The organism is Micrococcus sp. EYE_212, assembly GCF_023147585.1.
In the GTDB taxonomy this organism is placed as follows: Bacteria; Actinomycetota; Actinomycetes; order Actinomycetales; family Micrococcaceae; genus Micrococcus.
The window spans coordinates 29086-41825 of sequence record NZ_JAHXOZ010000003.1 but is presented as its reverse complement, the minus strand read 5'-3'; the positions used below and the strand labels follow the sequence as shown (position 1 = coordinate 41825).

12 protein-coding genes are annotated in these 12740 nt (G+C 75.1%); 2 read left to right on the top strand and 10 right to left on the bottom strand.

Annotated elements, in window-relative coordinates:
• Positions 1–3: 3 nt before the first annotated feature.
• From KZX60_RS02965 to KZX60_RS02925, 9 genes are all read right to left on the bottom strand, one after another.
• The gene (locus KZX60_RS02965) at positions 4–1104 is read right to left on the bottom strand and encodes a hypothetical protein (RefSeq protein ID WP_248115546.1); all 1101 of its coding nucleotides are present in this window, start codon (positions 1102–1104) and stop codon (positions 4–6) included.
• 5 nt (positions 1105–1109) lie between these two features.
• Positions 1110–4118 (bottom strand): DEAD/DEAH box helicase, encoded by a 3009-nt coding sequence (locus KZX60_RS02960; protein ID WP_248115545.1) that lies wholly within the window; start codon positions 4116–4118, stop codon positions 1110–1112.
• 99 nt (positions 4119–4217) lie between these two features.
• On the bottom strand, positions 4218–5081 hold the full coding sequence (tatC, locus tag KZX60_RS02955; protein ID WP_248115544.1) for a twin-arginine translocase subunit TatC: 864 nt from the start codon (positions 5079–5081) through the stop codon (positions 4218–4220).
• 21 nt (positions 5082–5102) lie between these two features.
• On the bottom strand, positions 5103–5354 hold the full coding sequence (locus KZX60_RS02950; protein WP_248115543.1) for a twin-arginine translocase TatA/TatE family subunit: 252 nt from the start codon (positions 5352–5354) through the stop codon (positions 5103–5105).
• A gap of 31 nt (positions 5355–5385) precedes the next feature.
• On the bottom strand, positions 5386–7494 hold the full coding sequence (locus KZX60_RS02945) for a WYL domain-containing protein (RefSeq protein WP_248115542.1): 2109 nt from the start codon (positions 7492–7494) through the stop codon (positions 5386–5388).
• 15 nt (positions 7495–7509) lie between these two features.
• Positions 7510–7905 carry an FKBP-type peptidyl-prolyl cis-trans isomerase gene (locus tag KZX60_RS02940; RefSeq protein ID WP_248115541.1) on the bottom strand — a complete coding sequence of 132 codons (396 nt, stop codon included), beginning with the start codon at positions 7903–7905 and terminating at the stop codon, positions 7510–7512.
• Between the two features lie 32 nt (positions 7906–7937).
• Positions 7938–9056, bottom strand: a complete 1119-nt coding sequence (locus tag KZX60_RS02935) for an FKBP-type peptidyl-prolyl cis-trans isomerase (protein WP_248115540.1) — start codon at positions 9054–9056, stop codon at positions 7938–7940.
• A 36-nt stretch (positions 9057–9092) separates the two neighbouring features.
• Positions 9093–10508 carry a Pup--protein ligase gene (pafA, locus tag KZX60_RS02930; protein ID WP_248115684.1) on the bottom strand — a complete coding sequence of 472 codons (1416 nt, stop codon included), beginning with the start codon at positions 10506–10508 and terminating at the stop codon, positions 9093–9095.
• Positions 10508–10708: a ubiquitin-like protein Pup gene (locus tag KZX60_RS02925; RefSeq protein ID WP_248115539.1), complete on the bottom strand. Its 201-nt coding sequence runs from the start codon at positions 10706–10708 to the stop codon at positions 10508–10510. Before KZX60_RS02925 ends, pafA begins: the two co-directional genes overlap by 1 nt.
• Positions 10709–10818: 110 nt before the next feature.
• Between KZX60_RS02925 and KZX60_RS02920 the strand changes: the two genes are divergently transcribed.
• Together KZX60_RS02920 and KZX60_RS02915 are read left to right on the top strand one after the other, a co-directional pair.
• A complete protein-coding gene (locus KZX60_RS02920; RefSeq protein ID WP_248115538.1) occupies positions 10819–11259 on the top strand; it encodes a pyrimidine dimer DNA glycosylase/endonuclease V in 441 nt (146 codons plus the stop codon).
• A 27-nt stretch (positions 11260–11286) separates the two neighbouring features.
• Positions 11287–11880, top strand: a complete 594-nt coding sequence (locus KZX60_RS02915) for a cyclodeaminase/cyclohydrolase family protein (RefSeq protein WP_248115537.1) — start codon at positions 11287–11289, stop codon at positions 11878–11880.
• 12 nt (positions 11881–11892) lie between these two features.
• Here KZX60_RS02915 and KZX60_RS02910 read toward each other — a convergent pair whose 3' ends face one another.
• Complete coding sequence (locus KZX60_RS02910; RefSeq protein WP_248115536.1) at positions 11893–12636, bottom strand: MBL fold metallo-hydrolase; 744 nt, start codon at positions 12634–12636, stop codon at positions 11893–11895.
• Between the last annotated feature and the right edge of the window lie 104 nt (positions 12637–12740).

The window sequence follows — 12740 nt, the reverse complement described above, 5'->3', positions numbered from 1 at the left end:
GTCTCACGCCTGGGCGGCCACCGCGCCGCCCAGCCACGTGGCGCGCCAGCGCGGCAGCGCGGTCTCGGCGTCCAGGGCGGGCAGCAGGGGCGTGCCGGCGCGGGTGTCGGTGCTCCACGCGGCCACGCGGCCGTCCGGGGACTGCACCGTCACGGCGTCGGCGTCCCACACGGCGAAGGTGGCCGCGGCGGAGACCACGAGGCGCGGGGTGGCCTCCACGCGGGCGGCCGGCACGTCCGGCAGGACGCGCAGGCCGGTGCGGGTGGCGGCGGTGAACGCGGAGCGTGCGGAGATCCGCTCGTCCTCCTCCGGGTGCGTCAGCGCGGCGCGGACGGCCGCCCACGGGTCGCCGTCGGGGCCCGCCGCGAGGGCGAGCGGCACGGCGTCCGCCAGGAGGGAGGCCACGGGGGCGCGCAGGACGCCCTCGGCGTCCGGGGCGACCGTCACGGACACGCCGATCCCGGCCAGGAAACCGCGGTCCGCGGCGTCCAGGGGCCCGGTCACCGCCAGCCGGTGGCGGACGCGCCCCAGCGCCGGGGCGCCGAGCTCCCCCGCGACGGAGCGCAGGGCGGCGACGGCGGCGGACTGGGCGCGGGCGCCGGCGTCGGGATCCCCGGTGTGGTCCCGGTGGGCCGGCACGAGGTAGGCCTGCTCCCCCGCCTGCGTCGACGCGGCCACCAGCCCCGCGAGGGAGGACGCGTCGAGCCCGTCGTCCGTGGGCAGCCACACGCCCGCGGCCGCGGCGTCCACGGTCTCGGGGGCCCGGTAGACCACGGTCCGGGCGGCCGGTCGGGAGGACGGCGCGGGCGGAGCGGCGTCGGCCTGGCCCTGCGACCGCGCGTCCCAGCCCTCGAGCACGGTGACCACGGCGGTGCCGCGGAGAAGGGCGTCCCGCGCGTCGGCGGCCGTGCCCCACGGGGCCACGAAGGCGGGGGCCACGACCGCCCCGTCCAGGTCCTGGCGCGGCACCTCCGGGCCGGCCACGAGCGCGGCGGAGTCGTCGGACCCCAGCCACGCCACCACGCCGTCGGCCACGAGGGCCGCGGTGGCGTAGGGATCCGAGGCGGAGTGGATGATGCCGTTCGTCAACAGGTGCGCTCTCACGCGGCTCACCCTAGCGCCCCGGGCTGGGCGGCGCCGGGAAGGGAGGTGGCCACCACTCCGCGGGCCACCAGGCCCGCCGCGCGTCGGCACGCCCGGGAGCGGTGCGCGTCGCCGGGCACCTGGGCCAGCTGGTCGAGCACGTCGATCACCTGGCGGGCCCAGCGCACGAAGTCGCCCGCCGCGAGGTCCGCGCCCTGCAGGGTGTCCCGCAGGGACTTGCCGCGCACCCAGCGGTGCACCGGCCCCACGAGCCCGGGATCGGTGGGCGGGGTCGGGTCCAGGCGGGCGGCCTGCTCGGCGGCGGCGAGGTCCGCCTCGATCGCCTCCGCGGCCTCCGCCACGCGGGCCAGCCGCGCCGTGGGCATCGGCACCACGCCGCGGGTCTCGCCCTTGCCCTGGTACACGAGCAGCGCCGCCACGCACGCCCACTCCTCGGGCGTCAGCGAGGCCGTGGCCGGGTCGTGCAGCACGAGCGAGGCGAAGAGGTCGCGCTCGCCGTAGATGCGCCGCAGGGTCTGGCCCTTGTCGGTGAGGGCGTCGGCCGGGTCGGCGACGTCGTCGCGGACGTAGCCGTAGGAGTTCAGCAGGCCCACCACGCGATCGAACGTGCGGGCGATCGTGTTGGTGCGACCCGCGATCCGCTCGCGCAGCACCGAGAGCTCACGCTTCATCCCCCACCAGCGCTCGCCCCAGCGCAGGTGCTCCTCCCGGTCCTGGCACCCGTGGCACGGGTGGCGCTCGAGGGCGCGGCGCAGCTCCTCGGCGCGGGGGGACACGGTGTCCTCCTGCAGGCGGAAGCCCGTGGAGCGGCGTCGTCCCCCCGTGGGCGGGCGGTGGATCCGCACGGCCTCCCGCATCGCGGCGGCGATGTCCTTGCGCTGCGCGGGGGTCTTCACCTGCAGCAGCTGCGGCAGGACGGCTCCCGCGATCGGGTCCACGGGGCCCGTGACGTCGTCGACCGTGATGCGGCGCAGCTGCGCCTTGTCCGTCACGACGCCCACGCGCGGGTTCTGCGGGTTGCCCGCGGGGAGGACCACGACGGCGCGGCCGAGCTGGCGCCCGTCGTCGAGCTGGATGACGTCGCCCGGCGCGAGGTCCGACAGCGACTCCTTCACCGCCGCGATCTGGGCGCGCCGGCGCCCCTGCGAGCCGGACTTCTGCACGGAGGCGAGCTCCTTGCGCAGCCCGAGGTACTCGCCGACGTCGCCCAGGTGGCACTCCATGGCCGCGGCGTACTTCTCGAGGCTGCTCTCCTTGGACCGGACCTCGCGCGCGAGGCCCACCACGGAGCGGTCCGCCTGGAACTGTGCGAACGAGGACTCGAGGATGCCGCGGGCACGGTCCGCGCCCACCTGGGACAGCAGGTTCACCGACATGTTGTAGGTGGGGCGGAACGAGGAGCGCAGCGGATAGGTGCGGCGCGAGGCCAGGCCGGCGACGGCGGCCGGGTCCAGGCCGGGACGCCACATCACCACGGCGTGGCCCTCCACGTCGATCCCGCGGCGGCCGGCGCGGCCCGTGAGCTGGGTGTACTCCCCCGCCGTGATGTCCACGTGGGACTCGCCGTTGAACTTCACGAGCTTCTCGATCACCACGGAGCGGGCGGGCATGTTGATGCCGAGCGCCAGGGTCTCCGTGGCGAAGACGGCCTTCAGGGCGCCGCCGGCGAACAGGTCCTCCACGGCCTCCTTGAACGGGGGCAGCATGCCGGCGTGGTGGGCGGCGAAGCCCCGGGAGAGGCTGTCGCGCCACGCCCAGAAGCCGAGCACCTCGAGGTCCTCGGGCGGCAGGAGGCGCGCGACCTCCTCGACGCGCTCGGCGACGAGGGCCTTCTCGCGCGGCGTGGTGAGGTCCAGCCCTGCGCGCAGGCACTGCTCCACGGCGCCGTCGCACCCGGCTCGCGAGAAGATGAAGGTGATGCAGGGCAGCAGGCCCTCGCGGTCCAGCACGCGGATCATCTCCGGGCGGGAGGTGGTCATGCTGCGGCGGCGCGGGGCGTCCTCGCCGTGGCCGGTGCGCGCGGCGGCGCCCCGGTCCCGGTCCCAACCCGACGCCGCCGGACGGCCGGAACGGTCAGGACGATCGTCCCGACCGCCGCGGCCGCCCCTGGTGCGGCCCTTGGGCCCGCCGCCGCGGCCGCCCTTGTCCTGGCGGCGGCCGGGCCGGCCCCAGTCGGGGCGCTGCGCCCCGCGCTCGGCCTCGACGGCCAGGCGCTTGAGCTCGGGGTTGAGAAGGGCGGCGCCGTCCCGGTCCGCGGTGTCCTCGAACGCGACGTCCTCCGCGAAGAGGTCGTAGAGGTGGCTGCCCGCCATGACGTGCTGCCACAGGGGCACGGGGCGGTGCTCGGAGACGACGACGGTGGTGGCGCCGCGCACGGTGTCCAGCCACGCGCCGAACTCCTCCGCGTTGGACACGGTGGCGGAGAGGGAGATCAGCTGCACGTGCTCGGGCAGGTGGATGATCACCTCCTCCCACACGGGGCCGCGGAAGCGGTCCGCGAGGTAGTGCACCTCGTCCATCACCACGAACCCGAGGTCGGTGAGGGCGTCGGAGTCCGCGTAGAGCATGTTGCGCAGCACCTCCGTGGTCATCACCACGACCTGCGCGTCCGGGTTGATGGAGGTGTCACCGGTGAGCAGGCCCACTCGCTCGGCGCCGTGGGCGCGCACCAGGTCCGTGTACTTCTGGTTGCTCAGCGCCTTGATGGGCGTGGTGTAGAACGCCTTGGTCCCCCGGGCCAGGGCGAGGTGGACGGCGAACTCCCCGACCACCGTCTTGCCCGCTCCGGTGGGCGCCGCCACGAGCACGCCGTGGCCGTCCTCCACCTCGCCGCACGCACGCACCTGGAAGTCGTCCAGGGGGAAGCCCAGGCCCGCGGCGAACAGGCCGAGCTGGGATCCGGCGTGGGTGCGGGACGCCCGGGCGCGGGCGTAGCGCTCGGCCGGGCTGAGCTGCGGCTCGTCGTGGGGCAGGGCGTCATTGCCCCTCGGCTCGTTCGGGATGACGGGGACCATGACCGCCACCCTAGCGGCCGGTTCTGGCGGCAGAGGAAGCGCGGCGCCCGTCTCCGCCGTGGGCGGAGACGGGCGCCGGTCGACCCTGCGGGGCCGGGGTCAGATCTCGTCGAGCGAGCGGGGGCCGGCGGCGATCTCCGCCTCGACGTCCTGCTCGCGGTGGACGGCGCGACGCGCGCGACGCCGGTCGTTCAGAAGGCAGAGCACGATGGAGGCGCCGAAGAGCAGCACCAGCGGGACCGCGAGGTAGAACATCGAGACGGCGTCGCTGCCGGGGGCGGCCAGCGCGGCGACCAGGGCCACGCCGAACACGGTGATGCGCCAGTGCTGGACGATGGTGCGCCCGGGGAGCACGCCGATCATGTTCAGCCCGACCAGGAACACCGGCAGCACCAGGGAGGCCCCGAAGGCCAGGAACAGGCGCAGGACGAACGGGATGTACGACTGGGCGGGGATCAGGTTGGGCATGTTGGCCGGCGAGAACTGGATGAAGAACTGCACGGCCTGGGGCATCACGAGCCAGCCCAGGCCGACGCCGGCGAGGAACAGCGGGATGGCGGCGCCGAGGAACCCGAGTGCGTAGCGCTTCTCGTTCTTCTTCAGGCCCGGCATCACGAACGCCCAGATCTGGTAGAGCCACACCGGGCTCGAGACGAGCAGCCCGATGAACATCGACACCTGGAGCATGATGTCGAACGGCGCACCCACGGAGTCGAAGGTCACGGCGGAGAGCCGGCCCTTGCCGGCCTCGACCACGGGGGCCACCAGCGCGGTGAAGATCGGCTCGTAGAGGAGGAATCCCACGATGGAGCCGAGCGCGATGGCCACGGCCGAGATCAGGATGCGGTTGCGCAGCTCCGTGAGGTGCTCGCGCAGGGGCATCTCCCCGTGGGGGTTCTTCTGCTTCCGGGCCTTCGTGCGGCGCCGCCCGGCGGCGCGTTCCTCACCCTCGACGGAGGTCATGGATGCGGTGCCTCTCGCGGATCAGCGGTCGTCGCGCGGGCGGGGGTCCGGGTCCACGACGCGGCCCTCGACCGGCTCCGTGGGGTCCGCGGCGGTGGAGCCGTTGTTCGGCTCCTCCTCCTTGCCCTCGGTGCGCATCTGCTTCACCTCGGAGGAGAAGATGCGCATGGACTGGCCCAGGTTGCGGGCCATCGTGGGGAGCTTGGGCGCAGCGAACAGCAGCAGCGCGATCAGGATGATGATGACGAGCTGCCATCCCTGGAGTCCGGCCATGGTGGAGGGTCCTTTCGATCGGTTCCTGCGCCTAGGCTACCCCGGTGCGGGCCCGTCGAGCGGCCCTCCCGGCCCGCTCCGCGACCTCCGCGCGCAGCGCCGCCGGGGCGAGCACCTCGACGTCGCCGCCGTGCCGGGCCACGAGCGCCGCGGCGACGTCCGCGCCGGTCAGCGCGAGCCGGGTGACACGGTCCCCGCCGGGCAGGTGGGCCTGCGCGAGGGGGTGGTAGCCGTCCGCGGCGTCGCGCACGCGGTGGGACCACCGCACCACCGCGACGAGCCCCTCGTCGCCGGCGTCGGAGGGAGCGTGGGAGGCAGCGGGGCGCGGGCGGGGCCGGAACCTCTCGCCGGTCTCCCGGATCTCGCTCACGCGGTCCACGCGGAAGACCCGGTGGTCGCCGGCCTCGCGGCACCACGCGTGCAGGTAGAGCCGGGTGCGGTCCTGGACCACGGCGAGCGGCTCCACGTCCCGCTCGGACTGGGTGTCCGAGCGCACCGCGTGGTAGCGCAGCCGCAGCACGCGGTGCTCCGCGATCGCGTCCAGGAGCGTGCGCACCGTCTCCGGGTCCACCGCCACGTCCCAGTGCGCGACGACGGCGGCCGGGCCCGCCGCGCCCGGTGTGGGGGCGTCGAGGAGGGCGGCGCTCTCCGGGTCCTCGGCCAGGGGCTCCCCCGCGGCGATCAGCCGTTCGCGGATCCGGCGCTGCGCCGAGCGGGCGGCCTCCCGGTCCGCGGCGGGCAGCACGGTCATGTCCGCCACGGTCTGGAGGGTGGCCACGAGGGTGTGCGCCTCCGGCAGGGTGAGCCGCACCGGGGCGGCGAGCTCGGCCGCCTGGTGGACGCGGATCCGGCCGCCCTCCTCCTCCACGTCGAACTGGAAGCCGGGGAACTCGCGCTCGGGCATGCCGCAGTACGCGAGGAGCGCGAGGTCGCGGTCCAGCTCCCGGGACGTGACGCCGAGGCGGTCCAGCAGCTCGGCACGCTCCACGCCTCCGGCGCGGTTGGCCAGCCCCACGATGTCCAGGAGCCGGCCCACGAGGTCCTCGCTCGAGTGTCGGGCGCGGCGGCGCACGGGCGGGGCCAGCGACAGGGACTCCCACGCGGGATCCGGCTCTGGGGCGTGCACGGCGGCGGCGGCCTCGAGGTCCTCGGCGAGACGGTGGACGAGGCCCGCATGGGCCGGGGAGAAGAGAGCCTCCCCCAGGAGGGCGGCCACCTCGGCGCCGAGCCCGTCCTCACGAGCGCCGCCGGCGGCCTCCCACAGCTCCCACCCCGCCGCCGGCGGTGGGCCGTCGTCCGCCCGCGGGTCCACGGCGCGCCCGGCCGCCCGCACCGCCTGGCCGCGTCCCGGCGCGAGCCACACCCGCACGCGCTCGGCGTCGGCCTGCCCGGCCAGGCGCACGCGCAGGCCGGCGGCGTCATAGCCCTCGGGACGCGCGGGGGCCTCGGGGGCGTGCTCGGCGAGCACCGGATCGGTCTCCATGCGGGTGAGGCGGAAGCTGCGCTCGGCGCCGCGGTCCAGGTCCCATCCCGTGGCGTACCAGCGCCCCCGCACGAGGGTGAGGAACCAGACGCGCACGGTCCGCTCTCGCAGCGCCCCCGCGGCGTCGCGGTACGCGAAGCGCACCGTGCTCTGCTCGGCCGCGGCCTCGGTGAGCACCTCGAGCCGCGGATCCGACCGCGGCATCACGGTGTGGTAGCCGGCGAGGGCGTCGTCGTCGGCCAGGTCGGCCGGATGGAAGAGCAGCCCGACGGCGCGCACCACGTCCGCGCGCAGCGGGGAGTCCGCCCACAGCCGGCGGGCCCGCACGAGCGCCCGGCGCTCGTCCACCGTCAGGTCGAGGTCGCGCAGCAGGAGCGCCTCGCGGTCCACGCGGTACCGCGATCCCTCCTCCGCGTCCTCGCCGCCGTCGTCGGCCCGGGCGGCACGCAGCAGCGGGACCCCCACGGCGCGCAGCACGCGGCGGTCCCGCTGGAACAGCTTGGCGAACGCCCCCTCGCCCAGGTCCTCGTAGCCGACCACGAGGCGACGGATCTGCTCCCGCGTGTAGCCGCGGGGCTCGTGGAGGAGCAGCCACAGCAGGGAGATGATCCGCTCGGCGGGCTCGGCGGTGGAGCGGCGGGCGAGGGAGGCGGCCACGGCGTCAGGGTCGGGTCAGTCGATCGAGACCAGGTCGCACACGAAGATGAGGGTCTCGTCCGGGCCGATGGCGCCCCCGGCCCCCTGGGACCCGTAGGCCAGGTGCGGCGGGATCTCGAGGCGACGGCGACCGCCCACCTGCATGCCGAGCAGGCCCTGGTCCCACCCGGCGATGACCTGGCCGACACCCACGGTCAGCGGCAGCGGAGTGCCGCGGTTCCACGAGGCGTCGAACTCCTCGCCGGTGGACCAGGCCACGCCCACGTAGTGCACCTGGACGCGGCATCCGCGCTCCACCGCGGGGCCGGAGCCGGGGATGAGGTCCTCCACCACGAGCTCGGTGGGCGGGATGTCGCCCGGGAACTCGATCTCGGGGCGGTCGCGGTCGTAGTCACGCTGGCCGAAGGACACGGCGTTCTCCTTGGGGTCGGGGATGGGGGGGGTCAGTTCTGCGGGGCGGCCGGAGCCTGGGCGTCGAGGATGTCCACCACGAAGAGCAGCGGCTCGTTCGGGCCGATCTTCGGCGGACTGCCCTGCTCACCGTAGGCCTTGTCCGCAGGGATGGACAGCAGGACGCGCGAGCCGACCTTCTGCCCGGCCAGGCCCTCCTTCCAACCCGGGATCACGCCGTTGAGGCTGAACGTGGCCGACGCGCCACTCTCCCACGAGGAGTCGAAGGTCTCCCCGTCGGACCACGTCACGCCGCTGTACTGCACGGTGACCGTGTCGTCCTCCCCGACCTCGGCGCCCTCGCCCTGGATGAGGGGCTGGACCACCATCTCCGCCGGAGGGCTGCCCTCGGGCTTGGCGATCGTGGGCGTGCCGTCCTCGCCCACGCTGACCTCGGGCAGGCGATCGTCGCGCTCCGTGACCTCGGCCCCCTGGGCCGTGCGCGGCACGATCGCGTCGATCTTGTAGACGAACAGCTGGGCCGGCACCGTGGTCGTGGAGGGCGAGGCGGACGGGGAGGAAGACGCGGATGAGGACGCGGACGGGGCCGGGCCGGTGGGCTCCTGACGCTCGGGCGAGTAGGCCGCGACGACGCTGCCCACGCCGTTGGTGGCGAACAGCTCGAACATCTCGGGGAACATCTGCTGGACCCGGTCGTCCAGCGGCGCGGTCTGTGGCTCCGAGGAGAAGTTCTCGGCCTCCACCTCGCCCGTGGCCGGGTCCACGATCACCGTGGAGAACTTCACGACGTCGCCCGACCGGGCCAGCTCGCCCTCACCGGCCGTGAGGACCCGCGTGCTCGGCTGGTCGGTCTCGATCGGCGTCTCGATCCTCACCTCGGGCTCGCCGTTCTCCGCCTCGGTGACGTGCACGCCCTCGAGCGCGCCGGGCTCGCCCTGGCCCTCGCCGGCGGCCTTGCGCGGCGCCTCGGACTCGCCTGCCTGCTGCGTGGTGCTCTGCGAGGACTGCGCCGAGGGCTCGGGCTCCTCGCCGGCGTCCTGCCCGCCGGCACACCCTGTGGCGAGCAGGAGGGAGGCGAGGCCGAGGGACAGCAGGGTCAGCGGACGCCGACGACGGGACGCGCCCGGGATGGGGTTCTCGTGGGTGGTCATGCGGGCCACCCTAGCGGCGGTGGCTGGGGAATCCGGTCAGCCCGCCGCCCCCACCCGCTCGAAGAGCCGGTCGACCGCGGCCGAGGAGGTCTCGAACGGGTCCTTCGCCGAGATGGCGTGCAGCGGGTGGTCGGTGAGCTTCAGCGTGGTCCAGTCCACGGCGTAGTCCATGCCGCGCTCGCGGGCACGCGCGATGAAGTCCGCGCGCACGCGGGCACGCGTGGTCGGCGGGGCGGCGCCGACGGCGTCGCGCGCGGCGTCCTCGGGCAGCAGGCGACGCACCGTGCCGCGCTCGCGCAGGATGCGGAACAGGCCGCGGCCCTCCGTGATGTCGTGGAAGGCCAGGTCCAGCTGGGCCACGCGCGGGGAGTCCCACGCGAGGTCGTGCCGGGCGCGGTAGTCCTCGAGCACGCGCCGCTTGATCGCCCAGTCGATGCGGTCCTCGATGGGGGTGAAGTCCTGGCTGCGCACGGCCTCGAGCACCGCGCCCCACAGCTCGAGGATCTCCTCCACCCGCTCGTGGTGGGCGCCCTCGCGGTCCACGAACGCCCGGGCGCGCCCGAGGTAGTGCTCCTGCAGCTCGAGGGCCGAGGCGTCGCCCTCGCGCAGAGCGATGCGCGCGGTGCCCGTGAGGTCGTGTGAGATCTGGCGGACCGCCCTCGTGGGCTGGGCCACCACCCTGTCCCCCAGCGGGAAGCCGGCCTCGATCATCCGCAGCAGGAGGTCCGTGGCGCCGAAGCGCAGCAGGTGGGTGTGCTCGGAGAGGCTGGTGTCCCCCACGATCACGTGGAGGCGGCGGTACTCGGAGGCGTCGGCGTGCGGCTCGTCCCGGGTGTTGATGATGGGACGGGAGCGGGTGGTGGAGGAGGAGACCCCGTCCTGCACGAAGTCGGCGCGCTGGGAGAAGGCGAAGTGCGCCGTGCCCGAGCCCTCCGGCCACGTGCCGGCGGGGACCACACGGCCGGCGCCCACCAGGATCTGGCGGGAGACGAGGAAGGGCACGAGCGCCTCGGTGAGGCGGCGGTACTCGGTGCGCCGGCGGAGCAGGTAGTTCTCGTGGCTGCCGTAGGAGCTGCCCGAGGAGTCGGCGTTGTTGCGGTACAGGTAGATGCGCCCGCCGATGCCGTCCGCGGCCATGTGGTCTTCAGCCTGGGCGATGAGGTCCTGGAGGATCAGGTCACCCGCGGCGTCGGAGGCGATCAGCTCCTCGAGCGTGGAGCACTCCGCGGTGGCGTACTCGGGGTGCGAGCCGACGTCGAGGTAGAGGCGGGAGCCGTTGCGGACGAAGACGTTCGAGGACCGGCCCCACTCCACCACGGGGCGGAAGAGGTAGCGGACCACCTCCTCCGCGCTCAGGGGCCGGGCGCCGGGGTTCCAGTGCTGCACGCCGTACTCGGTCTCGAGGCCGAAGATGCGGCGGGAGCGCTCCGCGTCCGCGGGAGCGACGCCGATCACTGGCCGCCCTTCTGGACGAAGCCCTTGACGAACTCCTCGGCGTTGGACTCGAGGACGGCGTCGATCTCGTCGAGGAGGCTGTCCAGGCCGGCGTCCTGGGACGCGGGGCGGGCCTGCGCCTGGCCGGCCGAGGCGGCCGCGTCGTCGTCGCCGGCGGGGCGGGGGCCGGTCTGGTGCTGGGCCTTGTCCTGGGCCATGGTCGGTGCTCCTTCTGCGGCGGTGCGGGGGCGCCTGCGATCGGGCGTCGCCCTCGACCCTACGCCGCGGGGCGGTGGGGCGCGACGGCGGCCGGTGCCAGGATGTCCCCATGCGACTGTGGACGCCCCACCCGAAATACCTGGACCGCCAGGGCCTCACCGGAGGCTGGCGCGAGGCCCTTCTCGCCCAGGCCGTGCTGGCCGGACGGACGAAGGGCTACCAGCACCATCCCCAGCTCGAGCGGTTCCGCGCGCATCCCGACCCGCACCGCGCCGTCGGGGCGTATCTCACCGGCCTCGCGGACGAGGCCACCGCGCGCGGCTACCGCTTCGACCGCTCCCGGATCGACCATCCGGGGACGGACGCCGTGGAGCCCGTCCCCGTGACCGCCGGCCAGCGGGACTACGAGTGGGAGCACCTGCGGGCCAAGCTCGCCGCCCGCAGCCCCGAGTGGCTCGCCCGCTGGGAGGACGTGGCGGTCCCCGACGTCCACCCGCTCTTCACGGTCCGCCCGGGCCCCCTCGAGGGGTGGGAGCGACCCCTGGGCTGAACGCCCTCGGGCTGGGAGGATGTCCGCATGATCCGCCACGAGAGCATCGAGGACTACCTGACCCGCCTGGCCTCCGGGGAGCCCACCCCCGGCGGCGGCGCCACCGGGGCGCTCGCCGTCGCCGAGGGCGTCGGACTGATCTGCATGGCCGCCCGCTTCTCCGAGCGGGAGGATCTCGCGGCGGAGGGCGAGAAGGTCATCGGCGCCTGCCTGCGCCTCTCGGACGCGGACGAGCGCGGCTTCGCGGCCGTCGCCGACGCCTACGGGCTCCCCCAGGACACGCCCGAGCAGAAGGAGCACCGCTCGGCCGCCGTCCAGGACGCGCTCGCCGAGGCCGTCCGTCCCCCGTGGGACATCGTCGACGCCGTCGCGGCCGCGCTCGACCTCGCCGAGCGCGTCCTCGCGGACGCGAACCCCCACGTCCTCTCCGACGTCGGCACCGCGCTGGGGTGCGCCCGCGCCGGGCTCACCGCCGCGGTGGTCACCCTGCTGACGGACCTGTCCCCGTTGAAGGACGAGACGCTCGCGGACGAGCTGCGCGCCGAGATCGACCGGGCGGACCGGCTCACCGAGCGTGCCGACGAGATGCTGGCGCGGGTCCGGGAGTCGATCGCGGGCTGAGCCGGGTGCGGCTCAGTGCTCGCCGACCCGGCGGGCGTGGGCGACGGCCGCCTCCGCCCCGCCCTGCCACGGGCCGCCGTGGCCGGGCAGTACCGTGCGCGCCCCCGTGGAGGCGATCGCGTCGAGGGAGGCCATCGCCTGGGCGGTGTCCTTCGTGGCCGCCGAGGCGACGATCTGCGGTCCGGTGCGCCCGGTGTACGGGTCCAGTGTCACGAGGGCGTCGGCACTGATGACGGCGTCCCGGTCGGGCAGGTGCAGGATCACGTGGCCGTCCGTGTGGCCGGGGGTGTGGATCACGTGCGGCCGCCCGGGCACGGGGGCCGGGGCGCCGGCCGCGAGGGTCCGGGTCTCCTTCACCCCCCGGACCTGGAGGGCCCCGGCCAGCGCCATGCCGCCGATCAGCGGCAGGGACCGGGGATGCAGGAGCGGGTAGAGGACGCGGCTGCTCTGGGGCTTGTAGCGGTACGGGTGGGCGGCCAGGCGCCGGTCCCCCTCGTGCACCAGCACGGGCAGCCCCCAGGCGCGCTGCGCGCGGCGGGCGAAGCCGACGTGGTCGAAGTGCCCGTGGGTGAGCACGAGCGCTCGGACCTCGTCCGGTCGGCGCCCGAGCTGTTCGAGCGCGTCCTGGAGCATGGGCCACATGCTGGGCAGCCCGGCGTCGACCACGGTGACCCCGTCCTCGTCCTCGAGGAGGTAGAGGTTGACGTTCGCGTGGGTGAGCAGGTGCACGCCGTCGGCGACGCGGGGGATGAACATGGGGGCCTCCTGAGGCGCGGGTGGTCCGGGGCGGTGCGGCGGCGGGCGGCGAACCTCCGTCGCCCGTCCGCCCGGGACGGGACGGGACGCGCTCCAGCGTGTTC